The 26,584-nt window shown below is 32.8% G+C and carries 22 protein-coding genes and 1 tRNA gene; 11 read left to right on the forward strand and 12 right to left on the reverse strand.

The annotated features are described in order from the left end of the window. The first annotated feature begins 77 nt into the window (after nucleotides 1–77). From ACIQ2J_RS10940 to rpe, 7 genes are all read left to right on the forward strand, one after another. Complete coding sequence (locus ACIQ2J_RS10940; RefSeq protein WP_396169652.1) at nucleotides 78–515, forward strand: Hsp20/alpha crystallin family protein; 438 nt, start codon at nucleotides 78–80, stop codon at nucleotides 513–515. Nucleotides 516–749: 234 nt separating this feature from the next. Then, nucleotides 750–1,367: a hypothetical protein gene (locus ACIQ2J_RS10945; protein ID WP_396169654.1), complete on the forward strand. Its 618-nt coding sequence runs from the start codon at nucleotides 750–752 to the stop codon at nucleotides 1,365–1,367. Between the two features lie 65 nt (nucleotides 1,368–1,432). Next, complete coding sequence (locus ACIQ2J_RS10950; RefSeq protein WP_396169656.1) at nucleotides 1,433–2,476, forward strand: pesticidal protein Cry7Aa; 1,044 nt, start codon at nucleotides 1,433–1,435, stop codon at nucleotides 2,474–2,476. Beyond that, nucleotides 2,466–4,841, forward strand: a complete 2,376-nt coding sequence (locus ACIQ2J_RS10955) for a glycosyltransferase (protein WP_396169659.1) — start codon at nucleotides 2,466–2,468, stop codon at nucleotides 4,839–4,841. Before ACIQ2J_RS10950 ends, ACIQ2J_RS10955 begins: the two co-directional genes overlap by 11 nt. Nucleotides 4,842–4,845: 4 nt before the next feature. Further along, on the forward strand, nucleotides 4,846–5,040 hold the full coding sequence (locus tag ACIQ2J_RS10960) for a hypothetical protein (protein WP_396169661.1): 195 nt from the start codon (nucleotides 4,846–4,848) through the stop codon (nucleotides 5,038–5,040). A 153-nt stretch (nucleotides 5,041–5,193) separates the two neighbouring features. Further along, the gene (locus tag ACIQ2J_RS10965) at nucleotides 5,194–6,057 is read left to right on the forward strand and encodes an RNA polymerase sigma factor RpoD/SigA (protein ID WP_007137700.1); all 864 of its coding nucleotides are present in this window, start codon (nucleotides 5,194–5,196) and stop codon (nucleotides 6,055–6,057) included. A 652-nt stretch (nucleotides 6,058–6,709) separates the two neighbouring features. Continuing rightward, nucleotides 6,710–7,375 (forward strand): ribulose-phosphate 3-epimerase, encoded by a 666-nt coding sequence (gene rpe, locus ACIQ2J_RS10970; protein WP_396169664.1) that lies wholly within the window; start codon nucleotides 6,710–6,712, stop codon nucleotides 7,373–7,375. 28 nt (nucleotides 7,376–7,403) lie between these two features. On the opposite strand, the gene ACIQ2J_RS10975 is transcribed toward rpe, so the two are convergent. Continuing rightward, nucleotides 7,404–7,823: a CBS domain-containing protein gene (locus tag ACIQ2J_RS10975; RefSeq protein ID WP_396169667.1), complete on the reverse strand. Its 420-nt coding sequence runs from the start codon at nucleotides 7,821–7,823 to the stop codon at nucleotides 7,404–7,406. 152 nt (nucleotides 7,824–7,975) lie between these two features. On the opposite strand from ACIQ2J_RS10975, the gene ACIQ2J_RS10980 reads away from it, so the two are divergent. The 3 genes from ACIQ2J_RS10980 to ACIQ2J_RS10990 all read left to right on the forward strand — a co-directional run bounded on the left by ACIQ2J_RS10980 (nucleotide 7,976) and on the right by ACIQ2J_RS10990 (nucleotide 11,346). Then, a complete protein-coding gene (locus ACIQ2J_RS10980; protein WP_396169669.1) occupies nucleotides 7,976–8,920 on the forward strand; it encodes a tRNA dihydrouridine synthase in 945 nt (314 codons plus the stop codon). Between the two features lie 106 nt (nucleotides 8,921–9,026). Beyond that, entirely contained in the window at nucleotides 9,027–10,343 is a 1,317-nt protein-coding gene (locus ACIQ2J_RS10985) for a hydroxymethylglutaryl-CoA reductase, degradative (protein ID WP_396169725.1), read from the forward strand. Nucleotides 10,344–10,431: 88 nt separating this feature from the next. Continuing rightward, nucleotides 10,432–11,346, forward strand: a complete 915-nt coding sequence (locus ACIQ2J_RS10990; protein WP_396169671.1) for a GYDIA family GHMP kinase — start codon at nucleotides 10,432–10,434, stop codon at nucleotides 11,344–11,346. A gap of 78 nt (nucleotides 11,347–11,424) precedes the next feature. On the opposite strand, the gene ACIQ2J_RS10995 is transcribed toward ACIQ2J_RS10990, so the two are convergent. The 7 genes from ACIQ2J_RS10995 to ACIQ2J_RS11025 all read right to left on the reverse strand — a co-directional run bounded on the left by ACIQ2J_RS10995 (nucleotide 11,425) and on the right by ACIQ2J_RS11025 (nucleotide 18,935). Next, the gene (locus tag ACIQ2J_RS10995; RefSeq protein ID WP_396169674.1) at nucleotides 11,425–13,533 is read right to left on the reverse strand and encodes a peptidylprolyl isomerase; all 2,109 of its coding nucleotides are present in this window, start codon (nucleotides 13,531–13,533) and stop codon (nucleotides 11,425–11,427) included. Nucleotides 13,534–13,634: 101 nt separating this feature from the next. Next, nucleotides 13,635–14,900 carry a hemolysin family protein gene (locus tag ACIQ2J_RS11000; RefSeq protein ID WP_396169676.1) on the reverse strand — a complete coding sequence of 422 codons (1,266 nt, stop codon included), beginning with the start codon at nucleotides 14,898–14,900 and terminating at the stop codon, nucleotides 13,635–13,637. Continuing rightward, entirely contained in the window at nucleotides 14,900–15,106 is a 207-nt protein-coding gene (locus ACIQ2J_RS11005) for a hypothetical protein (RefSeq protein WP_396169678.1), read from the reverse strand. The genes ACIQ2J_RS11000 and ACIQ2J_RS11005 overlap by 1 nt, the downstream gene beginning before the upstream one ends. Before the next feature lie 4 nt (nucleotides 15,107–15,110). Then, the gene (gene lptC, locus ACIQ2J_RS11010) at nucleotides 15,111–15,662 is read right to left on the reverse strand and encodes an LPS export ABC transporter periplasmic protein LptC (protein ID WP_396169680.1); all 552 of its coding nucleotides are present in this window, start codon (nucleotides 15,660–15,662) and stop codon (nucleotides 15,111–15,113) included. Nucleotides 15,663–15,665: 3 nt separating this feature from the next. Continuing rightward, on the reverse strand, nucleotides 15,666–16,919 hold the full coding sequence (locus ACIQ2J_RS11015; protein ID WP_396169681.1) for a tetratricopeptide repeat protein: 1,254 nt from the start codon (nucleotides 16,917–16,919) through the stop codon (nucleotides 15,666–15,668). 16 nt (nucleotides 16,920–16,935) lie between these two features. Then, nucleotides 16,936–18,210 (reverse strand): hypothetical protein, encoded by a 1,275-nt coding sequence (locus ACIQ2J_RS11020; RefSeq protein ID WP_396169683.1) that lies wholly within the window; start codon nucleotides 18,208–18,210, stop codon nucleotides 16,936–16,938. Then, nucleotides 18,207–18,935 carry a type III pantothenate kinase gene (locus ACIQ2J_RS11025; protein WP_396169685.1) on the reverse strand — a complete coding sequence of 243 codons (729 nt, stop codon included), beginning with the start codon at nucleotides 18,933–18,935 and terminating at the stop codon, nucleotides 18,207–18,209. The genes ACIQ2J_RS11020 and ACIQ2J_RS11025 overlap by 4 nt, the downstream gene beginning before the upstream one ends. Before the next feature lie 98 nt (nucleotides 18,936–19,033). On the opposite strand from ACIQ2J_RS11025, the gene ACIQ2J_RS11030 reads away from it, so the two are divergent. After that, a tRNA-Phe gene (locus ACIQ2J_RS11030) sits at nucleotides 19,034–19,106 on the forward strand. Nucleotides 19,107–19,207: 101 nt separating this feature from the next. Here ACIQ2J_RS11030 and ACIQ2J_RS11035 read toward each other — a convergent pair. The 4 genes from ACIQ2J_RS11035 to ACIQ2J_RS11050 form a co-directional block, all read right to left on the reverse strand. Then, nucleotides 19,208–20,653 carry a T9SS type A sorting domain-containing protein gene (locus tag ACIQ2J_RS11035; protein ID WP_396169687.1) on the reverse strand — a complete coding sequence of 482 codons (1,446 nt, stop codon included), beginning with the start codon at nucleotides 20,651–20,653 and terminating at the stop codon, nucleotides 19,208–19,210. A gap of 173 nt (nucleotides 20,654–20,826) precedes the next feature. Further along, complete coding sequence (locus tag ACIQ2J_RS11040) at nucleotides 20,827–23,724, reverse strand: alpha-amylase family glycosyl hydrolase (protein ID WP_396169689.1); 2,898 nt, start codon at nucleotides 23,722–23,724, stop codon at nucleotides 20,827–20,829. A gap of 71 nt (nucleotides 23,725–23,795) precedes the next feature. Beyond that, nucleotides 23,796–24,971 (reverse strand): SusE domain-containing protein, encoded by a 1,176-nt coding sequence (locus ACIQ2J_RS11045; protein ID WP_396169691.1) that lies wholly within the window; start codon nucleotides 24,969–24,971, stop codon nucleotides 23,796–23,798. Between the two features lie 17 nt (nucleotides 24,972–24,988). Beyond that, nucleotides 24,989–26,572, reverse strand: coding sequence for a RagB/SusD family nutrient uptake outer membrane protein (locus ACIQ2J_RS11050; RefSeq protein ID WP_396169693.1), 1,584 nt, complete (start codon nucleotides 26,570–26,572; stop codon nucleotides 24,989–24,991). Nucleotides 26,573–26,584: the final 12 nt, after the last annotated feature.

The following is a 26,584-nucleotide window of genomic DNA, read 5'->3' on the forward strand; positions in this document are numbered from 1 at the left end:
TAACACAAAATAATTTATTTAGAAATAACTTTACCAAACTAAATAACATTATTGTGTAACAATTAAAATTAATCATTATGACACTACTTAAATCAAATTCTGGAATCATGCCTTTTGGTTTCAATGATGTTTTTGACATCGAACGTTTTTTTAACAACAATCTACCTGAAAATGGGTTTAACCAGACCCTTCCTGCGGTAAATATTAAAGAAAACAAAAAAGAATTCAATATTGAATTTGCTGCACCAGGTTTTACCAAAAAAGATTTTAAAATTGATGTCGATCAAGACGTTTTAACCATCAGTGCCGAAAAAGAACACGAAGAAAATGAGGAAACGGAATCGTATAGCCGCAAAGAATTTTCATACAATTCCTTTTCAAGATCTTTTTCACTTCCAAATACTGTTTCGGGAGAAAAAATTGATGCGCGCTATGATGATGGCATTCTAAAATTGAGTGTGCCTAAAAAAGCAGCTTCTAAAGCACTTCCTAAAAAAGAAATTAAAATTGCTTAATCGCAGTTTTATACTTAGTTGCAATTCGGAATTAGACAGTCAAGTTATCACTATATCATCAATGTTATATATTATTATTGAATAGAAATCCTAAAAATATTTTTAATCAACAATGAAATAAACAGCTGTATTAAAAAATAATTTTTACTTAAGCTATATCTCTATTTGTAATTAAGATTTAAGAGGATGTGTTTGCACATCCTCTTTTATTTTAAACTTACTAAAACAAAAATCATGAAAAATATATTATTGAAAATATTATTGTTACTTCCTTTCTTACTTATTTCTTGCTCTTCAACAACAATTATAAATAGTTGGAGAGATCCAAATACCCAAATTCATAGCAATCAATGGAATAAAGTACTGGTAGTTGCCCTTTTAAAAAATGAAACCAACCGACGAAAAGCAGAAGATGAAATGGTAGACTATCTGCATGGAAAAGGGGTAACCTCTTACACCTATTTAGATGGAACTAGTGCCAATATGGATGATGTTGAATTAAGAAAAAGAATGAAAACCGATGGGTTTAACGCCGCCATAACCATGAGACTCATTGATGTTGATAAAGAAAACGTTTATGTACCCGGTCAAAATTATATGTATCCTAACTATTATGCGAATTTCGGAAGATACTACCACAGAAATTGGATTTATTATAGTACTCCGGGATACTATGTTGTAACTAAAAAATTTGTAATTGAGACTTTGCTTTATTCTATCGATGAAGATAAATTAATATGGTCTGGAATTACGGAAACGTATAATCCAGAAGGGGTTTCAAAATTAACCGATGAAATAGCTTGCACTATTCATAAAAAGATGATTGCCGAAGGATTTATTGAGAAAGAATAAAGCTCCATTTCATTTCTTTACCTACCACTTAATGCTTTTTTAAATAATATAAAAGAAAGTGAATTATGTTAACCGTTAAAAAGGAGGGAGTTATCCTGGAGAAAACAACTCAAGGTTTTGAAGACGAAGGAGTTTTAAATCCTGCAGTTATAGAGATAGACAACACTGTTCATGCTTTTTATAGAGCTATAAAAGATGGCAATTATTCCAGTATTGGACATTGTACTTTAAAAGATGGGTTGATTGCCGAAAATCGTTCCGAAATTCCTGTTATTTATCCACAGTTTGAGTACGAAAAACAGGGAGTTGAAGATCCAAGGATTGTTAAAATTGATGATTTATATTATCTTACCTATACGGCAAATGACGGGATAAATGCCATGGGAGCCTTAGCAACTTCGAAAGATTTAGTGCATTGGGAAAAACGCGGATTAATTACTCCTCAATATTCTTATGAAGAATTTAAACACTTAGCAGAATCAAGAGGAGAGCTAAATGAAAAATATTATCGCTTCAACGGAAAATATATTGTTCCTGAAATTGAGGGTAAAAAAATATTGGTTTGGGATAAAAATGTAATTCTTTTTCCTAGAAAAATAAATGGTAAATTCTACTTTCTTCATCGCATAAAGCCCGATATTCAAATCATTTCTGTTCAAGATTTAAGTGAACTTACCCATAATTTTTGGGAAACTATTTTTTTGCAGTTTACAGACCATATTTTAATATCTCCTATCTACGAACATGAAATAAGTTATTTAGGTGGTGGCTGCCCTCCCATTGAAACCGAATATGGATGGCTGCTTATATACCATGGAGTTCATGACTCTGTAAACGGATATGTTTATTGCGCCTGTGCTGCACTACTAGAATTGAACCATCCCGAAAAAGAAATTGCTCGATTACCGTATGCTTTATTTAAGCCCGAACTTGATTGGGAATTACACGGAACAGTGAATAATATATGCTTTCCAACAGGAGCAATTGTTCGAGGGGATATCCTCTACATATATTATGGTGCTGCCGATGAAAAAATAGGATGTGCCTCCGTATCCTTATCCGAACTTTTAAAAGAATTACTATTTAATGCTATTACCAATGATAAATAAATTAAAAATAAGTAAACACAATTTTAATTGGGCAGACACAAAAATAAAACCTAGTAACACAAATCAAAAAAAGGTGCTATTTAAAGATAAGAAAGTGCCTAAAATTTTGATTATAACCACTTATCCTCCCAGAGAATGTGGTATTGCAACCTATTCTCAAGATTTGATAAAATCATTAAATAATAAGTTTAAGAAATCGTTTGATATCAAAATTTGCGCCTTAGAAAATGGAAATCACACCTACGGGAATGAAGTAAATTATGTACTAGAAACTGGGTGTAAAGATTCCTATAAAAAACTAAGAAAAGAAATTAATAAAGATAAAAGCATAGCAATAGTAATCCTTCAGCATGAATTTGGATTGTTTAGAGGTAATGAAAAAGATTTGCTTCAACTTCTGAAAAAAATAAAAAAATCAATCTTAATCGCGTTTCACACGGTGTTACCAGAGCCAAAGGAAGAAATTCAAAATTATGTTCAAAAAATGGCACAATATAGCACAGGAGTTATTGTGATGACACAAACTTCCAAAACCATTTTAGAAGATCATTATTTAATTGCACATGAAAAAATTACTGTAATTCCGCACGGAACTCATTTAGTAGAACATTTAGACAAAGAAATACTAAAAAATAAATACCATTTAAACGGAAGAAAAGTACTCTCTACATTTGGATTATTAAGTTCTGGTAAAAGTATTGAAACAACCCTCAATGCAATGCCTTCCATAATTAAAGAAAACCCTGAAGTATTGTTTCTTATTATTGGAAAAACACATCCAACGGTAGTAAAAGAAGAAGGCGAAAAATACAGAGATGGTTTGGAAGAAATAATTACAAATTTGCAAATAGTAGATCATGTACAGTTTGTAAATGAATACGTATCCCTTTCGGAATTGTTAAATTATTTACAACTTACCGATATTTATTTATTTACCTCCAAAGATCCAAATCAAGCAGTAAGTGGCACGTTTTCTTATGCCATTAGTTGTGGATGCCCAATTATCTCCACTCCTATTCCACATGCCCGCGAAGTATTAAAAAATGGCACCGGAATAATTATCGACTTTGAAAATTCCGTTCAGTTATCCGAAAATGTCAATCTTTTATTTAAGGATGATCCATTACGGCATAGCATTAGTTTAAACGGTTTGCATGTTATGGCTCCAACGGTTTGGGAAAATTCTGCTATTGCGCATGCCAAATTATTTGAAAATTCGAATAAAGAAAAAATCTCCTTAAAATTTAAAACCCCTGAAATAAATCTAAATCATTTAAAAAGAATGACTACTGATTTTGGAATCATACAATTTTCAGTAATTAATAAACCCGATATAAATTCTGGCTATACTCTGGATGACAATGCGAGAGCCTTAATTGCAATGTGCCAACATTACAAATTAACCAATGATAAAAATGATTTAGAGTTCATTGCCCTCTACTTTAATTTTATAGAGCATTGCCTTCAAGAGGAAAGCTATTTTTTAAATTATGTAGATGGAAATAAAAAATTTACAGAACAAAATCTGGATGAAAACCTTGAAGATTCTAACGGAAGAGCAATTTGGGCATTAGGATACCTAATTTCAATTGGAGAATTATTACCATTTAAAATGGTTAATAATGCCGAAGAATTAATGCAAAAAACACTAATTAATGCTCCTCAAATTCATTCTACAAGAGCTATGGGATTTATTATAAAAGGAATTTATTATTCCAATTTAAATCGAAATTCTTCAAATAACATTCTCCTAATAAAACAATTGGCCGATAGATTGGTTAAAATGTACAAACACGAAGCCAATGATGAATGGCAATGGTTTGAAAGTTATCTTACTTATGGAAACAGCATATTGCCCGAAGCTATACTATGTGCTTTTCTAACCACAAAAGAAACAAGGTATAAAGAAATTGCACTAAGATCGTTTAACTTTTTAATTTCTAAAATTTATAGAAACGGTACAATCAAAGTTATTTCTAATCAGGGTTGGCTAAATAATGGTGAGGAAATTAATTTCAAAAAAAATGGTGGCGAACAACCCATTGATGTGGCCTATACCATAATTGCATTAAGCAAGTTTTATGAAGTTACTAAGGAGGCCGATTACAAACAAAAAATGAAAACTGCTTTCAGTTGGTTTCTTGGTAATAATCATTTAAATAAAATCATCTACAATCCTTGCACCGGCGGTTGTTATGATGGCTTAGAAGACCATTACATTAATCTCAATCAAGGTTCTGAATCAACAATAAGTTATTTAATAGCGCGACTCGTTATGGAAAATCATTTTGGCAAAAACAAAAAAGAAATTACGAATAAACCACTTGAAATAAAAAAATCAATCAGTAACCATTTTAAAAATTAAAATCATGACAATCGCAAAAAGAAAAAAAGGAGTTCCATTTAAAAAAAGAGAACTAAAGACGTCAAATTCTATTAAAAAAAGTATGATTGACAACTCCAAAAGAAATAAGAACATAGAAGATTCTATGGAGATAATTCTTCCTGAATTAGAAGATCAATTTATTAATACAACTTCTATGTTAAATAATATTTTAGAGTAAAAAAAAATAGCGCATTGCAAATTGAAAAAAGAACTAAATGTTTAACACATTTCATATTTCAAAATAAAGAAAATAAATAAATACTTTTTTGTAACTTTTTTATAACTCACAACGTATAACTACCCGAACACTTTAATGTAAAGGATAAAAACAATGAGACAGCTCAAAATCACCAAGCAGGTTACCAACCGTGAAACTGCTTCCTTAGACAAATACCTACAAGAAATTGGAAAAGTAGATTTGATTACTGCCGACGAAGAGGTAGAATTGGCTCAAAAGATTAAAGCCGGAGATCAAAAAGCTTTAGAAAAACTAACTAAAGCCAATTTGCGTTTTGTGGTTTCTGTAGCAAAACAATATCAAAATCAAGGACTTACACTTCCCGATTTAATTAACGAAGGAAACTTAGGTTTAATCAAAGCAGCACAACGTTTTGATGAAACTCGTGGATTCAAATTTATATCCTATGCCGTTTGGTGGATTCGTCAATCGATTCTTCAAGCACTTGCCGAACAATCTCGTATCGTTCGTTTGCCATTAAACAAAATTGGTTCTATCAATAAAATCAACAAAATGTACGCTTTATTAGAGCAATCTAACGAAAGACCACCTTCTGCTGAAGAAATTGCCAAAGAACTAGACATGACCGTAAATGATGTAAAAGAGTCTATGAAAAACTCTGGTCGTCACTTATCTATGGATGCGCCTCTTGTAGAAGGAGAAGATTCAAACCTATACGACGTTTTACGTTCTGGTGAATCTCCAAATCCTGACCGTGAATTAATTCATGAATCGTTACGTACAGAAATCGAACGTTCACTTGAAACCCTAACTCCAAGAGAAGCCGACGTAGTTCGTTTGTACTTTGGTCTAGGCGATCAACACCCAATGACATTAGAAGAAATCGGAGAAACTTTCGACCTAACTCGCGAACGTGTTCGTCAAATTAAAGAAAAAGCAATCCGCAGATTAAAACATACTTCAAGAAGTAAAATCTTGAAAACTTATTTAGGATAAATTCCAATACATAAATTCCAAATTCCAACCATTGGAATTTGGAATTTTTACTTTTGGAATTTAATAAAAGTAACAACAGCTTCAAAACTGTTCGTTTTTTGATTGATGATTGAAACTCCGGCTGATTACCGGAGTTTTATTTTTTGCGGGGCAAATAAAACTCCAGTCTGTTCGCTGCGCTCGAGTGTCCGGAGTTTTATTTTTTGCGGGGCAAATAAAACTCCAGTCTGTTCGCTGCGCTCGAGTGTCCGGAGTTTTATTTTTTGCATGGCAAATAAAACTCCAGTCTGTTCGCTGCGCTCGGGTGTCCGGAGTTTTATTTTTTGCGTGGCAAATAAAACTCCAGTATGTTCGTTGCGCTCGGGTGTCCAGAGTTTTATTTTTTGGGCGTGCCCCTTCGGGTCAGGCTATCCGCTTTATCTTTTGTTCCACTACGTTCCACAAAAGGATATCGCTCCTATCCTTCACGCAACACGTTTACAATTCTCCAGAACTTGAAAAAGACAAATCATTTCAAATCTGCCAAAGGCTGTTAAAAATTTGTGTAATCCATTTCAATCCAAAATAATTAGTGAAAATTAGTGCAATTCGTGTTTCCTTTTTATTCATTCAATTGAACTAAATATTTTACCTTTGCCAAAACAACTACACAATGAGTAAAAATACCCTGATTGCACCATCTGTACTAGCGGCAGATTTTGCCAATTTACAACGCGACATCGAGATGATCAATTCCAGTGAAGCCGATTGGTTTCACATTGACATTATGGATGGCGTTTTTGTTCCGAATATCTCTTTTGGAATGCCAGTTTTAGAAGCCATTTCCAAACACGCCAAGAAAACTATCGATGTGCATTTAATGATTGTTGATCCCGATAGATACATCAAGACCTTTGCTGCCTTGGGATCTAACATCCTTACCGTGCATTACGAAGCGTGCACCCATCTTCATAGAACACTGCAAGCCATCAAAGCCGAAGGCATGAAAGCAGGAGTTGCATTAAATCCGCATACCAATATTAGTCTATTAGAAGATGTAATCAAAGACATCGACATGGTTTGTATCATGAGTGTAAACCCAGGTTTTGGAGGTCAATCTTTTATAGAAAATACGTACAAAAAAATAAAAGACTTAAAAGAAATGATTGTTCGCCATAACGCTTCTACAATTATTGAAATTGACGGCGGAGTTACCAACAAAAATGCGGTTGCTTTAGTTCAGGCTGGTGCCGATGTATTGGTAGCAGGAAATTATGTCTTTAAAGCCGAAGATCCAATTGCCACTATAAGCGATTTAAAGAAAATCACTTCCCTATAAAAAATGCTCCTGATGGAGCATTTCTTTTTTAGTATTGTTCTAATAAATATTTTATTAAATCGGTGGTGGTGACAATTCCTACAAGCAAATCGCCTTCTACAATTGGCAAAGCATGAAATTCACTTTTAGACAAGATTTGAGCAACTTCTTTAATACTCGTTTCAGGAGCTACTTTAACAATATTTTTTGCCATAACTTGCTCTACTGAAAACATATTATAAACGGTAACGTCAATTTCTTGTTCTTCTTCATCTATAGCATCGGCAAACGAAATTCGAAGCAAATCGGTATAACTCAACATCCCAACAATAAGATTTCCATTTACTACCGGGATATGCCGGATGTGGTGTTTTTTAAACAAACTTTCTGCTTTAGTTAAATCATCACTCAAATGCAACTTAACTACATTTTTGGTCATTATGGTTGACACGGGAACTATCTGTTTCATATCTTTTAATTTTTATACTCTAAAATTACAAAGAATCTACCGCAAAAAATATGATATAAATCAGTAAGTTGAAAAGTATTTATTCTAAAATAAATCCATCAAAAACCCATAACTTAGTAAAAGAGTATTAAGTTTGCATTACATCCAATTTCATGAGCTACACACTACTATCTTCACCTTTACAAGGATTTACCGACTTCCGATTTAGAAATGCCTTAAACAAGTATTTTGGCGGAATTGACACCTACTATTCGCCTTACATCCGCTTGAATGGAAAGTTGATAATAAAATCCTCTTATGAACGAGATTTACTTCCGGAAAACAATTCCTCTTTAGAGGTTATTCCTCAAATAATAACCAATGATGCTGAGGAGTTTTTATTTGTGGCAAAATATGTTCAGGAACTTGGCTACAAAGAATTGAATTGGAATTTGGGCTGTCCCTATCCTATGGTTACCAAATGCGGAATGGGGTCTGGATTGATTAGTGATTCTGAAAAAATTAATGCTATTTTAGATAAAGTACATTCCGAATCGGATATCATAGTATCCATGAAGATGCGTTTGGGATATGATACTACCGATGAAATTCTTAATGTTCTACCAATTTTAGATACCTATCCAATAAAAAATATTGCTATTCATGCCCGTATAGGGAAACAACTGTATAAAGGAGGTGTTCATTTAGACGCCTTTCAACAATGCATTGACAACACCAAACACAAGTTGTATTACAATGGCGATATTACTACGGTATCTAAATTTAGAGAAATGCAAGAGCGATTTCCTACCATAGATCATTGGATGATTGGTAGAGGGTTAATTTCGGATCCTTTTTTACCAAGTAGGATTAAAAGCGATACTTTAGAATACCCGAAAAACAAAATGGAATTATTCAGCGAATTTCATGAAACACTTTATCAAGGATATAGTGAGTCTTTATCAGGTGCCACGCACATCTTATTAAAGATGCACCATTTGTGGGAATATTTTTCAACTACTTTTTCCAATCCACATAAAGTTGCTAAAAATATCAAAAAAGCAAAGAGCATCCGAAATTATGAAGAAACCGTAAAAGAGATTTTTAAACATGGATAATGCATTTTTGTTTTGATAGCAATGTATTGTTATCCTCGTTTATTACTTTTACAACACTATAATTTCAATGTGTATTTTATATATTTGCAATCAAGATAAAAGTATGATGAACAAAGCAGTATCAGGATTTTCCAAATTATCCAAAGAAGAAAAAATCAATTGGATTGCCACTACCTATTTCTCTAATCCGGAAGAAGCTATTATTACAATAAAACAATATTGGAATGCAGATATTAAATTACAGCAACTTCATGATGAATTTATTGAAAACACCATAAGCAATTTTTACCTTCCGATGGGTATTGCTCCCAATTTTTTGGTAAACGGAAAATACTATTCTATTCCGATGGTAATTGAGGAAAGTTCGGTAGTAGCTGCTGCGGCTAAATCGGCTAAATATTGGAGTACCCGTGGTGGATTTAAAACTTCCGTATTGAGTTCTGAAAAAATTGGGCAAGTACATTTTATTTATACTGGGGATGTTGCAAAATTAGAAGCTTTTTTTATTCAAATAAAACCCAAATTCTTTACTGCCACCGAGAGCATTACCAAAAACATGCAAAAAAGAGGTGGTGGAATTTTAGATATAGAACTCCGTAATAAAACCGAAGAATTAGAAAACTATTTCCAACTGCATGTTACTTTTGAAACCAAAGACAGCATGGGTGCCAATTTTATCAATTCGTGTTTGGAACAATTGGCTACAACCTTAAAAGAAGAAGCCCAAGAAATGGAATCGTTTACCAAGGAAGAAAAAAATCTTCAGGTAGTAATGAGCATTCTTTCTAATTATGTTCCAAATTGTATTGTTCGCGCTGAAGTTTCTTGTAAAGTAGAAGATTTAACAGAAAAAAAAATAGAATATCCGCAAGAATTTGCCGAGAAATTTGTGCAAGCAGTTTCCATTGCCGAAATAGAACCATTTAGAGCGGTTACCCATAATAAAGGAATTATGAATGGTGTAGATTCTGTAGTGTTGGCAACTGGAAATGATTTCCGTGCTGTAGAAGCAGGTGTTCATGCCTATGCCTCTAGAAACGGTAAATATTCTAGCCTTTCGCACGCCAAAATAGAAAATGGTATTTTCACGTTTTGGATGGAAATTCCGTTAGCATTAGGAACCGTTGGCGGCCTAACTTCTTTACATCCTTTAGTAAAAATGGCTTTAGAAATATTAGGAAAACCATCGGCTCATGAATTAATGCAATTAGTAGCAGTAACAGGATTAGCTCAAAACTTTGCCGCATTACGTTCTTTAACCACTACTGGAATTCAAGAAGGCCACATGAAAATGCACTTAAATAATATTCTAAACCAATACCAAGCCACTACTGAAGAACGAAAAGCAATTGCAAAATATTTTGAGCAAAACACAGTATCCCATTCTTCTGTGGTTGATTTAATTGAAAATTTAAGAAAGTAAATTAGAAACATTTTTAAATCGTCAGAGTTGAAAATTCTGATGGAGTTGGAAAACAATTGATACGATTGCTTCGATACTCACAAGGACTATGAAAAAAACATTCTACAGCAACGGAAAATTATTAATTACAGGTGAATATGTAGTATTGGATGGCGCCAAGGCTTTAGCATTGCCAACAAAATTTGGGCAAAACCTAATCGTTGAAGAATCTAATAATAATCTAATTCACTGGAAAAGCTACGACCATGATGGTAGTGTTTGGTTTGAAGAAACTATTTCATTTACTTCAATTATTGAAAAGGAAAAATTTGCTGAAATACACAATATCAAAAATACCTTGATAGAAATTTTACACGAAGCTTATAAATTAAATTCGAATTTTCTTACCGATGCCAATGGATATAGAATTACAACCGAATTGACTTTTCCTAAATTTTGGGGCCTAGGCACTTCTTCTACTCTAATTAACAATATTGCACAATGGCTAGAAATAGATGCTTATATACTGCTTAAAAACAGTTTTGGAGGCAGTGGCTATGACCTTGCCTGTGCTCAAAATGATTCGGCGATTCTATACCAACTTATAGAGGATAGACCAGTGGTGGAAACGATAGATTTTCATCCAGATTTTACGAATAAAATATATTTTGTTTATCTGAATAAAAAACAAAGTAGCAAAGAAGCGATTGCTTCGTATCTTGAAAAACAAGGTATTATTGCAAACACAATTATCAAAATCAATGCAATCACCACAACAGTTGCACATTCTAAAGAAGCAAAAGAATTTGCTTTAGCATTGCAAAAACATGAAATTGAAATGAGCAAGATATTAGAGTTACTTACCGTGCAAGAAGCACTGTTTGAAGATTTCGATGGGGTGGTAAAAAGTCTAGGAGCTTGGGGTGGCGATTTTGTATTGGCTATATCTAAAGAAAATCCAACCAACTATTTTAAAGAAAGAGGTTATACCATTGTAATTCCATATAGTGAAATGATATTATAATGCGTCTAGATTTATAAGCAAAAAATCCCGTTCTCTAAAGAACGGGATTTTTTTATTTATCGATTAACCTTTAATCTACTAATAAAATTCTAATCTATTATCGTCAATTTTAGCATCATTTTTCAATGCTGGAAAAACTCTTCCTGCCGACTGTGCATTAGCAGCTTTTAACTTAGCAACGTAATCATCGTATTTAGGAAGTTTAGGCGCTTTAGTAACAGCTTTAGCTTTTACAATATACACTCCTGAATTACCTTCTATTGGAGCAGATATTTTATTTGCTGGAGTTCCAAATGCAGCACCAACAACTTTAGGCTCTGCACCAACATTTGCTAAAACAGAATTTTCAACAGCTGCAGCGGGTGCATTTTGAACCGTTGTAGCATTTGCAGCAGCAATAGCTTCCAATGAAGTACCTTTCATTTTAGCAATTATTTTTTCTGCTTTCTTTTTATTTTTAAGGATTCCTTCTACAGATGGCTTAGCATCTTCAACAGTCATTAATCCTTTTTCATTGATTTTTTTCAAACGAGCAATTATATTACCTACGTTTACAACTTCAAATCTTTTTACATCACCAACATTAGTGTCGCTTGTGTAAGCCCATTTGATAATTTGTCTTTGATTACCTGCAGCTCCGAATGCTTCTTCCATTGCTTTAGCTTTTACAGCTGGATTAACAGTTAATTTAGCAGCTTTTGCTACAGCAGCAAAATCTTTATTGCTATTAGCATCCATTTCAAACTTGGTTGCTTTAGTGTAGATTTCGTTATTTGTAACTTCCGATGGCTCAATTTTTTGAGCAACAGTAGCTAATCGAATAGCATCTTGTTTATCGGTTACATTTATAATATGGTATCCAAATTCTGTCTCTGCTATACCAATTTTTCCAACTGGATTATTGAAAACGAAATCTTTAAATCCTTTGGCAAAATTAGTTTCTCTTGAAATATATCCCATATCTCCTCCATTTTGTTGTACTGAAGGATCTTCAGAATTTGTAAAAGCTAACATTTGAAACATAGCTGGATTTGCTACTGCTTGAGCTAATAAAGCGTCTGCTTTTACCTTAGCCTGTTCTTTTGTTCTTTTTTCTTTCGGAGCTGCTCTTTCAGCACCTACCCAGCTAATTAATATGTGGCTAGATTTTACTTTATCACCTGCTTTTTTACCCATAGCTTTAGATAAACAATAGTAGTTTCCGTTGATATATGGCCCGTAAATTTCACCTGCTGGTAAAGCAAATAATTTATCTGCATGTTCTGCAGGTAAATCTTGTTTAGCTATATACGTAGAATCGTAAGGCTTATCGGAGTTTTCAGCAATAAATTCAGAAACATTTGTAGCAGATTTAAAACTTGGTAAAGTATCGTTTATACCTGTACCTTTATTGTAAACTACACTTCCTGATAATAAACCGTTTATTTTAGCTTTCATTTCAGCCTCATCTTTCACAGATGGTTTATTTTCAATTAAAACGTATTCTATTTCACGAGTTTCTTCTGATTTGAATTTTTTCTCGTTTTTCTTCATGTAATCTAAAATGTCTGCGTCAGAAATTTTAACATCGCTATCTTTTATAGTAGAATATAACACAGAAACGTAATCAAAATTAATTTTGTCTGCTTCTAATTTATATTTGAATTTCCCGTCTGCATTTGTAGCATACAAACCAGCTTTAACCATAGTGCTATAAACTTGGTATTTAGCATTAATTTCTGCATCCTTTTGACGGTCTTCAAAAGCTTTAGCTTGTTCTGGGTTGTTTTTGAAAAATTCTTTGAATTTAGCCAAATCAAATTTACCTAATTGGTTTAAAAACGCTGGGTTTTGTCCAATATTTGGATCTTTTTTGAAGATTTCAATAATATTGTTTTCGCTTGTGCGGATTCCTGCTTTTTCAAATTGATCTGAAATCAAAGCAATTGCAACCTCTTGATCCCACATTTGGTTAGCTGCTTGAATTTGAGTTACTGGTTGCCCATTTTGCCCATTTTTTTCAGCATTGGCTACTTTGATTCTAAATTCATCAAAAGATATATCTTTTCCGTTGATACTTCCTACATCTTTAGATTGACTTTTAAATCCTTTGGTGAACAAATCTTGAACCACAAAAGCTAATAGAGCAAACCCAATAGCAAGTAAAAGTAATCCGGAACGTTTTCTAATTGTTTGTAAAACTGCCATTTTTATATATGTTAATTTTTAATTCAGTTTGCGAAAATACAATTATCTGTGAAATAATAATAATTGTATGACTATAATTTGTAATAAATAGTTAATTTTTTTTATTCTTGACTAAAAATGGTCATTTTAACTACCTCAATTTTGGTATTTGTAGCTTCTTCAATAACAAAATGAAAGTGATTTACCCTTATTTCATTTCCTTTTTGAGGGATTTCTTTAGATGTATTAACAATAAAACCTCCTAAAGTTTCATAAGAATCATTTTCGGGGATATCCAATTTATATTCTTGATTTAAATATTCCACATCCAATCGTGCAGAGAAAATATAGGTATTTTCGTTTAACTGCTTTTCTACTAATTTCTCATCGCCATCGTGCTCGTCTTCGATCTCTCCAAAAAGCTCTTCAATAATATCTTCTATAGTAATAATACCCGAAGTGCCTCCATATTCATCTAACACCACAGCAATACTTTTTCTTTTTTTAGTAAGTACATTTAATGCATCTTTAATAAATATTGTTTCCGGAATAAATTCTACAGGAATCATAACCAATTTAATACTTTTTGGTTTTTTGAACAATTCAAATGAATGAACATACCCAATAATGTCATCTAAAGAATTTTGGTAAACTACAATTTTGGAATAGCCTGTTTTGATAAACAATTCTTTCAATTCATTGATAGAATCATAAATGTCAACAGCAACAAGTTCTGTTCGTGGCGTCATGATTTCTCGAGCTTTTACTCCTGAAAATTCAAGTGCATTTTGAAATATCTGAATTTCGGAATCCATTTTTTCATGATCTTCAACAGAGCTCATTTGTTCATTAATATAATTTCCCAATTCCACTTTGCTGAAATAGGAAGGCACGTAATCGCCTTCGGTATGGAAAAACTTCTTCAAGATATAATCGGAAATCCAAATGATAAAAGTGGATATGTAGTTGAAAATGACATAAAAAACATAGCTTGGAACTGCAAAATATTTAATCAACTTATTGGCATATACCTGAAAAAAAACTTTTGGCAAAAACTCTGAAGTTATTAAAACAATTAAGGTTGAAATAACGGTTTGCAAAAGCAGGCTAGGTAACTCTAATAAATGAAAGGGTAATTTCTGAATCCAATGCATTACTAAATCTCCCATAAAGAAACCATAAACTACCATAGAAATATTGTTTCCAACCAACATGGTTGCAATAAATTTGGATGGTTTTTCGGTAAGTTTAGTAAGAATGTTGGAAAGGAAATTATCTTGTTTTTTTTCTATTTCAAGATAAATTTTATTAGAAGATACAAAAGCAATCTCCATTCCAGAAAAGAATGCGCAGAGGAGTAAGCATAAAATGATTACTACTATTTCCATTAGGATTGTTTAGAATTGTTCTGTTTGTCTCTATCTTCAAATTTTTTTGCGAACTTAGTTCTAAAAAAATACGTAAAAAATGCTAAACCAGCTAGCATAACACTTAACCAAGGTTTGGTTTCGTCGTTCCATTTTGAAATGGCGTCGTAAACCATTACAAATCCAATTATCAAGTAAATATATTTGGTTATTTTAAGGTAATTCATATTGTTATTGTTTTTCTACTTCTCCGGAAACTCCTTGAGAATTTATTATTTTAAAATCTTTACTAAAATCTACTCCTTCGCCATAAGAAACGCCTTTTGGATCCGAAAATTTAAAGGACTTTTCGGTGTAAAACCATTCGTTTTTTTGATCAAAATACAGTTGTTCAGTTTCAAAAATTTGTCCTGTTTCATTAGTGATTTTTACAGCACCTCGCAAATCGATAAGATCGGTATTTTTAAAAGAAACAGCATATTTAGAATTCACAAAAGTCTTTTTTCCGTTTTCATCATACAAAGTTACATGAATTCCGTTTGGAAATTCGGTAAACGGAAATTCAATCGTTGCATAATCCAACATTTTTGGGCTAATTAAAATGGATTTAATTCTACCCGAATCGGTGTATTTTATATTGATAGAATCTGCTTCGCCACTAGGCATAAATTCTGCAAAATTAGACTTCTGTACTTCTTTAAAATTGCTTTCACATGAAAACAACACCAACATTGCAAATGCAGTAGTAAATACAATTAAACTATTTTTAGGAGAGAAGGTCATGTTTTAGAACTGGATAGTTTGCTGAATCCAACAGCCAATTTTAGCCGATTTTACTTTGGATTCAGAATCAAAAACTGCTGCTTTTTTTAAATATTCTGCTGACATTGCATCGGCAGTAGGCTTCAATCTTGGCTCTACACTAGTTGCTTTTAATACCGTATTAGATGCTAATTTATAAATAGCTTTTCTCTCGTTGGAATTAGTACCACATTCGTTTACACTATTAGCATATAAATTCCCCAAGAAAATATAATATCTTCCATTAGAAGGATTATTTTCAAGTGCATTAAGCACCATTTTTTCGGCTGTAGCCTTATCGGAATCAGATAAAATAGTAGCAATAGAATAATACGTGGTTGCTTTCTCCATTAGATCGGTTGCTAATTCAGCTGATTTTTTATAAAATTCAATTGCTTTATCTTGACTTCCGGTATTTAAATAATATGTAGCTAAATAATATGCTGAAATAGAAGTAGGATTTACATTGTTTAATTTAGTGGCAACACTTTCAAAAACAGGGCTATTTTTACATTGAACCGAAAGGACTTTGGCAGTGGCTTCCAACCAAGAAGTATCCGTAGTATTGGATTCTAATTTTTTTTGAGCGTAAGGAACAATATTTTCTTTGTTCAAAATATTCTGCATCAGCAAATCTAATCCTAAACTAACACGCTGGTATTCCTCTTTTTTAAATGGAAATTTTCTACTGTTAGAAGTAACTAAAGAACTTACTGCACAATATTTATCTAAAAGAGTTTCTAAAGAAGTAGTAGATTGGTTCTCTTTATATTTTGCAAAATACATTTCGAAATAAGCATACAATGCTTGGGAATTAGAAAAGGTCTCTTTTTCTTTTTCAAAAGCTTGGTTCAAATAAGAATAAAGAACTTCTGGGGTGCCAACTTTATAGGTAAAAAGTGCTATTGCTCTTTTCTCGAAATTCCCGTTTTTGTTATTCGGAAAGTATTTATCATATTGGTTGTACAATTGCAACAACGCATTTACCTTACTTTCCTTGTCTTTAGAATCTGCAATCTCAATTTGGTATTGCAATACTCTATTTCCTAGTATATATATATTTTCACTGTAAGATGGACAGGAAAGCTTTACTTGGTCCCAAAGGTCTAGTGCTTTTTTATTTTCATTATCGGTTAGAAATTGGATCAATTGTTTTTCTTTTTCTTCACAGTTCATCTCTTGTGCTTTAGCAAAAGAATTAAAAACAATAACAAACAGAATTAACAATTTCGTTTTCATACCAAAGTGAATTATATTAATCGTATTTTCTTTTTACAAACCATCTATCATTTAATGACAAACCAACTTTAAAGTTCATGTAATGTTCTCTAACTAATCCAGCACTTTTAGTTCCTCTATTACCTAATTCAAAACCAATATTTACATTAGAGAACGCTCCTTTTAATGGCATTCCTAATCCTAAAGTTAGAGCGCCATCCATAATTTTTGTGCCATTAATAATCAATCCTGTATTTTCATATCTAAATCCACCTCTGTATACAACTCTACTAAAGTAATTAGAAAAAGACTTATAATTAGGAATGTAATAACCACCAAAAGTAAATCTAGTAGAATTTTCATAACTAACATTTGAAATGTCACTAAATCTATTGCCAAAATTACTAGTGTTTTGAAAAGTTACCTCAGAGCCAACTGACCATTTTTTTACATCTCCAATACCAAATCCTAAAGTAAATTTGGTTGGAAGTTTTAATTTAGTACTTGGTACAGTTATGTCAACAGGATCTCCAATTGTTCCTGCATCTAATCCTCCTATTGTTTGCACTAAGGATACAGTTCTAGTGTTTCCTAAATTTAATTTTGCCTCTGGCGAATAGGTTGCACTAGAAAAGAAGTTTAATTTATTGTTAATTTTTGTTTTATAGGAAAGGCCCATATTAAAATTAACTCCATTTGCAATAGAGGTATTAACCTCTTTAGAAGCATATTGAATTGGCACTCCATTAGCATTATTTCGTATAGTTATGTTTTGAGTGTTAATTTCTCCAAAATTGTATTGCACATCTGCTCCAATACTTAAATCTTTAGTCAATTGGTAACCAAAACCAAGAAACACTTTATTTACTCCTCCATTTCCATTATCGTAGCTATCTGTTCGAATAGAATTTACATCGGTAGAACTGCTTTTAATATTATATCCAACAGAAGAATAAGGAATCAATCCAAAACCAATACCCATTTTATTCAACGGAACACCAATAGCTAAATAGTCTAATGCTGTACGTTGTGCTTTTTCATTTTGAGAATTAGTTTTTAAATTATTAACTGAAAAGGTACCTCCAATTGCATAAGTAGTCAATTTCAAGCTAGAATACATGGCAGGGTTAACAATATTCATGTGGATACTATCTGGAATAACCGACATACCACCCATTGAAACATTTTCGATGGTTCCTTTAAAACGAACATCTCCAATGCCATAAAAAGAATAAGGCGAAGAAGTACCTTCTTGCGCGAAGGATACCAGAGAAAAAAGTAAACAAATACTTACTATAATTTTTTTAATCATTGTTGATTGTATTGAAATGTTTGATTCAAACTTTCTAAAAGAAAATTTGAATTGGCAAATATGGTATTTTTTAATCGTTCAGCCAAAAATTCTGCGTCTCCTCCCGTTAAAATTATGATAAAGTTATCATTTTTATTTAAAATAGAGGAAATAAAGCCATCAATTTCAAAAGTAATGCCATTTATCACTCCCGAATGAATTGATTGCTCTGTGGAATTCCCTATGCTATTTTTTGGTTGATCTATGGTTAATAACGGAAGATTTACTGTAAAATTGTTTAAAGATTCGTATCGCAAGCGAATACCCGGGGATATAGCACCACCATGATATACATTATTTTCATCTACAAAATCATAAGTAATGCAAGTTCCAGCGTCAATTACCAATCGATTTTGGTTTGGAAACTGTAATACCGCTCCAGAAGTTAATACCATTCTATCAATTCCGAGAGTATTTGGCGTTTCATAGTGATTTTGAAACGGAAATTTACTTTCATGAGAGATAAAACTCACTTCAATACCCTCTTTTAGTCCTAAAAAATCGCTTTTTTGAAGCTTTCCTACAGATGCAACGGCAATATTTTTAATTTCTGAGAAAAAAATCAAAGTATTTTCTACCTCCTTTTTCCATTCAAAAAAGGAGATTATTTTCTTATTAACAAGCGTATTCTCTTCAAATACAGCTAATTTGATTTGGGTATTACCTACATCAATGGCTAGAAGCATAATTGGATATTTAGAAATGCAAAGTTACAAATAGATTTTTTTTAAAAATTGTTTTGGATAAATTAAAAATCGTTCTATATTTGCACCCGCATTAGCAAGGTACCTTAGCTCAGATGGTAGAGCAATGGACTGAAAATCCATGTGTCCCTGGTTCGATCCCTGGAGGTACCACGAAACCCGAATAGAAATATTCGGGTTTTTTGTTTTTATTCACTTTACAAAATAAAAAAACCTCTCACATGGAGAGGTTTAATTAATAAAAATAAAGAAAATTATTCTTTAATTAATTTTATAGTTTTTTCGTTTAGGTTTGAATCTGTAACTTTTACGAAATAAATACCTTGATTTAATTCTAAAATTGATAATCTTTCGTTTGCAACTGCATTATTGAAAGTTTTAACTAATTGACCTGTTATGTTAAAAATTTGAACTTTAGCAACATCATTATTGAATGAAAAAACATCTTTAGTTGGATTTGGAGCTAAATTAAATGAATTATGATCGAATTGATTTACGGATAAAGCATCTGTAAATGAATAAGCTTTTGTTAGGTTGTTAAAGGTAACATTGTAAGTTCCTGCCACTGCTGGAATATCTCCACCACCAGGATTACCAATTGGAAATCCATCGCCACCCCATGATGTTGCCCAAGCATGATCACGTCTGAATTTACAATTTGCGGTTGTCATAACTACATTAGTTCGTGAATAATTTACACCATCTGTTGAAGTTAAATCAAAATCAAAACCGTCACCCCATCCACCTACGGCGTCACCTGTTAGACTAATTTGAGGAAAAGTAAAACTATATGCACCAGTTACAATATTTAATTTGGCATCATAAGTACCAGCAGTTGTTACTGCAATATCATTACCTGTTGATACTCCAGATGGAAAAGCAGCGTTACCCCATGTAGTAGCCCAATCATGATCTTTACGAAATTTACAATTAGCTGCCAATAAAGCAATGTCATTTAAACGATAATTATCTGTATCAATTGGAGTTAAATCAAAATCAAAACCAGTTCCCCAACCACCTACAGCATCACCTGTTAAACTAATTAATTGAAACAACGGTGCAGCCGTAAAGACGTAATCTCCCGATGTAATATTTAAACTAATAGTGGTATAAGACCCAGCGGTAGCTGGTATTAAATCTGTATTACTCAATGCACTACCTATTGGAAAACTTGTTCCACCAAATAGTACACCATCAATTTCAAACTGAGCATTACCTGCAACTAAAGTAGCATTTGACACAGTAAATGTAGCTAAATCTAAAGTACTCAAAACTAATCCCCCAGGATTAGTTACCGCTGTACCAACTAACTTAACCACTGGAATCGGTGCACCTCCTGCAAAATGATACTCTCCAGTTGTACTATTGAAAGTAACATCATAGGTTCCTGAAATACATTGAATATTAGGCCCACTTAGAGTAGCAACTCCAGATGGAAATGCAACATCACCCCAGCTAATTGTCCAAGCATGGTCTGCTCTGAACTTTATACCCCCAGCATTAGGTGTTGGAGAATTAGCAGATGCAACAGTAATTGTTGATGTCCAGTTGACACCATCAGTTGAAACCATGTCAAAATCATGTCCATCACCCCAGCCTCCAACAGCTTCACCAGTAATTGAAACTACAGTGGGATTCTGAGCGTTAACACTGAACGCTGACAAGATAATGACAAATAATAATAGTAATTTTGTTTTCATAAGAAAGATTTTTTTTAAGTTTGAAATTTATCTAGCAAATTTAAAATTTATTTGCAATGTTTTAATTAAAGTCAAGAAATAAAGATGACGAAAACGTTATAGTGTTAATAAATATATACTTTATTATCTTAAAAATAAACATTTAATATAAAATCGAATACTTTTTGCTCCAATTATTGTTTAATTAATTTTAAAGTTTTTTCATTATTATTATTGTCAAATACTTTTACTAAATATAAACCACTATTCAAATCTGAAATTTCATAAAGATCCGTTTTTGATTTATTTTGAAATGATTTCACTAATTGTCCAGTTATGGAATAAATGAACACTTTTGACAAATCAAAATTAATTGAAAAAAAGTAATTTGATGGATTAGGAGATAAGCTAATATAACTTAGAGCACTTAAATCATCTATACTTAAATTTGAAGGTTGGTTGCCATATACTCTAAATCCGCCAGCTTCGATACTGATTGGATCTGTGACATTGTTTACGGTTAGCTGGGTATTATCTATCAAATTGTACCAAGTTCCTGTATAAGGAAAATTTGGCGTAACATTAATTGTACTGACATTGAAATTGGATAAAACTACCACATTTTTTAAAGTTGAAGTTGAGGCAGCATCATCATAAATATAGATTTTTGGTTCCAATGTAGTTCCTGAATTTATAGTAAAATCTTTACTAAAAACAGCATTGTTTTTCTTCAAATCTATGATTTTTGCATAATTGTTATAGATGGTATTTCTATTTGTATCGCCTAACCAATTATTTACCCATTGTCGCTGTGGTTTTGTGTCAAGTTTACAGTCCCCCGAAATAGCATCCGTATTGGTATTTACTGATCCATTATTACAAGTAAAGATAGAATCATCATATCCTAAATCTGCAAAATGCCATAGCATCTTTGGTCCAGGAATTAGCAACGAAACAGCAGCAATGGCCGACATTCTTGATAATGCTATATTTAATGTTCTAACATTGTGCGTAGCGTTTGTGTTATTTCCAAATGTTACATTTTTGTACATCAATCGTTCTTCATCATGACTTTCAGGATATCCGATAACTCGTTTTGCTGAAAAACCATGCGCAACATTTCCCATCCTAGTTATATTATTATTAGAATTATAACCCATAGATAATTGATTGTATTGGTCGGTCATCTTACCCCACAACATTACTCCTTTACTAGGTGATTCATTTATTTTGTAATTAGCCCATTGTTGCTCTTCTGAATCAATACCTAAATGTTCAAAAATAATATAATGGGAAGGATCTAGACTCCAAGAATAATCAGCATATTCCTTAAGCACATCCACTCTATCTTGATGGTAGCCATTGGTACAAGCATCTTGTCCTCCAGCAACATTAGTTGGGCAGTCTTGGGTAAAACCTTTTGTTAAATCCCAACGAAAACCGTCAATTTTATATTCTTGAATCCATTGTTTTATTACTCTTTTTACATATGTCTTAGTCCTTGCTTGTTGGTGATTAAAATCATTCCCTACACTATAACTATGTGTTGCCGAAGTATTAAAATAGGGATTATCCGAAGATGGTGATCCCCATCCGTCTCCATCAGAATCATTCATCCACATTCTAACCATTGGATTTCTACCAAAAGCATGATTTAATGCAACATCTAAAATTACTGCAATACCATTTAGATGACATATCTCAATAAATTCTCTTAATTTGTCTGCTGTACCATAAAATTTATCATTGGCAAGATGAAATGCAGTATTGTACCCCCAACTTTCATTTCCTTCATACTCCATGATAGGCATTAATTCTATAGCATTTATTTTTAAATTTTTAAAATAATCTATTTTATCAATCAAGTTTTGATAACTTTTTTTCGCATCAAAATCTCGAACTAATAGTTCGTATACTACCAACTTTTCTTTTTCTGGTTTAACAAAATTAAGCGTTGCATTACTCCAAACATAAGGGGTTTGACCAGTTTTTAAAACTGTAACTTCTCTGTCTTGACCAGAAGCAGTTGGAAAAGGAGGTAAATTAGGATAAACCTCAGAAGAAATCCAAGGGTCATCAAAAGAAGACAATACTAAAGTTGAATACGGATCGGCTGTCTTTACCATTACAGGAGAATTGGCTACGGGAGTTTGATCTACAATCCAATATTGATAGGTATAATCTACTCCGGGAGTTAAACCTGTTAATTCAATCCAAAACTTGGATGTTGAAACATCCTTTTTCATTGCGTAGCTATTGTCTGGCTGCCAATTGTTAAAACTTCCTGCTACATATACAAAGTCTTTTCCAGGTGCATCTAAAACTAATGTGGCTTTGGTTGGATCAGTAGCATCGTAGTTTATTCCTTCCAAATTACCTGAAGGAATAGCTTGCGAAACTATTATAGGTGTTACAATAACCGAGAACTTTTTAGTTTGAATTGACGTTCCTTGCGAAATCACTAACTCATAATTTTGATTGGAAGTAATATTAGTGTGATTAAAACTATAACTAGATTGATTAGAAACTGCATCAATACTGACACCATTAGCTTTTAAATTGTAATTAGCATTGCCATTGGTATTGGATGCTGAAATACTTCTACTTCCACCTGAAGCAATAATGGTAGTGCTATTTTCAGTTGGAATTGTCAAAGTAGTTTGAAAATAACCAACATTAAAAAAGAAATCACCACAACTTGGTGCAAATTTTAAGGTTTGCGAACCCGATGCATTTCTAAAAACCATTCCCATTCTAGCGACACTAGATTGTTGAGGAGTAGTTAGATTAAAATATATACTAGGCGTCAAGGTAATGCTCCAAGTACCGTTGCCGTTGTTTGTCATCAAGCCTATGCCATCGTCCAACCCCCAATTTCCAATGACTGTCGTCCATGGATTTGAGTTAGTCCCTACACCAGAGTGAATATATACTTTGGCTGGGTTAGAACCCATTGTATTACAAGTTGTACTTGCGAATGAAACAGTAATTGTAATTTGATCCGTTACATTGAATGTAGCAGGAGAAATGGTTACTTGTTGCGCAAATACAATAGAGGAAATAAAACAAAATATTAAAGCAATTCTTTTCATAGTAAGGTTTTTATATATCAAGAGCAACTAAAATTAGTTGCTCTTGAAATAAATATTTAATTATTTAACATCTAAATTTTTGTCATTTTATAAGTATAACTTCTTGGTTTACTTAAATCAAGTACAATTTTATACTTATCTCTAGTTCCATCATCTGTGCCAGGAACCGTTATGTCGCCCTGACCCGTAGTACTATTCTCTTCCAAAATAAATGGTGTAGCAGTTTTGCCTAAAATAGAAACTGATGTTGTTGCAGTTCCTGGAGCATAAGGTGGGTTTGGTAATGCCGGCACAACCAAAGTTCCTGTCCAAAGATTCGATTTAAATTTAAACTTTCTTCCTTTTATTAAATCAACTTCTTTAGACCATGTTTTGGTAGCAGGATCATAGTCAAACGGAACTTGAAATCCAGTACCAAGTCCTGATCTTGTGGCTACGCCAAATACTCCAAAGGTTGTAAACGGGGATAAAGTATAAGTGTTATTTGATAAATTAGCTTTAACTAAATAATGTCCTGCTGTTATTACTGCAATACTTGGTGCACTGGCACCTGAAGTCAAAGTACCTGCTGTCGCGCCTGCACCATAAACCGTAGCTGAAGTAAAATCCTGACAAGCATCTGCTTGGTAAAATTTATAATTGCCAGCCTCTAAATACATATACCCAACGTAATCTGAATTAGAAGTTGTTGCAGATGCAGCTACTCTTGGCTCTAAAGTTGGTGTATTTCCAGCTTTTACAAATGCCATTATAGGCAATTTTAAAGAATAGCCCGTAACTTTCACATTAACTAGATTGGAATATTGACTAAACGCATTAGCAGCATTACCTCCTAAAAGCGATTTAATACGTATATCAATATCCATTTCACTACATTTATAGTTAGGTAAACCATTTATTAATTTATTAAATTCTTCTACTGTTAGCGAAGCTTTTCTGGAAGTTGGAGTTATTACCAAACCGTTACCTGTGTACTCAACTGGATTAGATAAGGATGTATCATTATGATCAAAAACTTGTAAAGTATAAGTTGAAACTGTGGCCGGACCATTATTGGCTGTATCCCATTCAAACTTCGCAAAAACATCAGCAGAAGTAGCTACTGTTAAAACAGCAGGAGAAGTAACAGTAACGTCTTTTCTAAGTTCAAATCCGTTTGCCGATACAACCAAATCTTTATTGTCTTCACAAGATAAAATTGCTAAAAAAGGTAGCGTCAAGAGTATTATTTTAAATATATTTTTCATTTTAGCTTTTATTAAAATTAATAACCAGAATTTTGTTGTAATGTTGGGTTAGAACCTATTGCCTGAGAAGGGATTGGGAATAATTTGAATTTATCATCAATTCCTGTTCCTGCTTGAGCATTACCTTTCCACTGCCATACATAAGAACTACCAGTATATTTTCCAAAACGAATTAAATCTTGTCTTCTATGTCCTTCCCAGTATAACTCACGAGCTCTTTCATCTAGAACGAAATCTAAAGTAATAGCTGAAGAAACAACAGAAGAAGAACCAGCTCTAGTTCTTAATGTATTTACATAAGTAGCCGCTTGAGTTGTACTTCCTTGCCCTCTTGCTGCTAACTCAGCATACATTAAATAGGCATCTGCCAATCTAAACATCGGAAAATCAATATCCGCAAATGTTCCAGAAGCATCCGAACCTTGACCTCCTGTTGACTTAATGTTTTTGTATTTCTGAACCGCATAACCGTCTGTGAAATTCCCAACATTACCAATAGATAAGTTTTGTCCATTAGTATAGAATATACCTCTAGCATCTCCAGCAAATTTAGCAACAAGTTCTGGTCTAGTTCTTAAACCAGCCCAACCACTATTGATTCCTGATGTAGCAGGATCCATTGATCCTCCTACCGAAGCATGTGTAAGAAATGTTGTACCCCCCCATGTTTGAGTAGCTAAACCATCAAAACGAATTGGAAAAATAAATTCCGTTTGAGAACCATTCACATCGTTATCTGCCATAAAAACTTTATCATAACTTGAACTAGTATTGATAGAGTAAGTAGAACTTAACACTGGAGCTAAAGCAGTAGCTGCTTCTGCAAATTTATCTTGATTGATATAAACTTGAGCGTTCAAGTACATTTTTGCTAATAACATTTTACCAGCAACTTTATCAATTCTTCCATATTCATTAGTTCCCGAAGCTTTTAAGTCGCCATCAATAGTATTTAATTCACTAACAATGTAATCAAACATAAAAGTTCTGTCTTTTTGTGGAGGCAAGAAATATCCAACAGCATCATTTTCTGTAACGAAAGGAATACTTCCATACATATCCATCAAATTCCAATAAGAAAAAGCTCTTAAAAAACGAGCTTCTGCTCTAAAATTAACAATTTCTGCACGAGTTGCAGCAGTTACATTTCTACCATCTAATTTATCATCCGAAGTTTGACGGATAAATTCATTGCATAAAGATACTTGGTACATACCGCGAGAAAACATTGCATATATGAATTCATTATTAGAACCCCAAGTATGGTTGTTTAGTGATGGTAAGTTTCCATCTGCCCAACCGATAATAGCTTCATCCGTTGTTATCTCATTTAATTGCCAATAAGCTCTTAAATATTGACCAAATCCACCATCAATTCCAGCAATATCTGGAGCACCGTTAGGACCACCTTGACCAGATGTAGCTAAACCCAAATACAATTTTGCTAAAAATTGTTTGTAGGAAGATTCATTTTGAAAGAAAATCTCAGAAGTTAAATAATCTGAATCTTCTTCTGATTTTGCAATATCTTTTGAACAAGACACGGTAAACATTGATGTTACTGCAACTAGAAACAATAGACTTAATATTTTATTTTTCATAACGTTTTTTAA

This window comes from Flavobacterium sp. (genome assembly GCF_044357305.1).
Lineage (GTDB): Bacteria > Bacteroidota > Bacteroidia > Flavobacteriales > Flavobacteriaceae > Flavobacterium.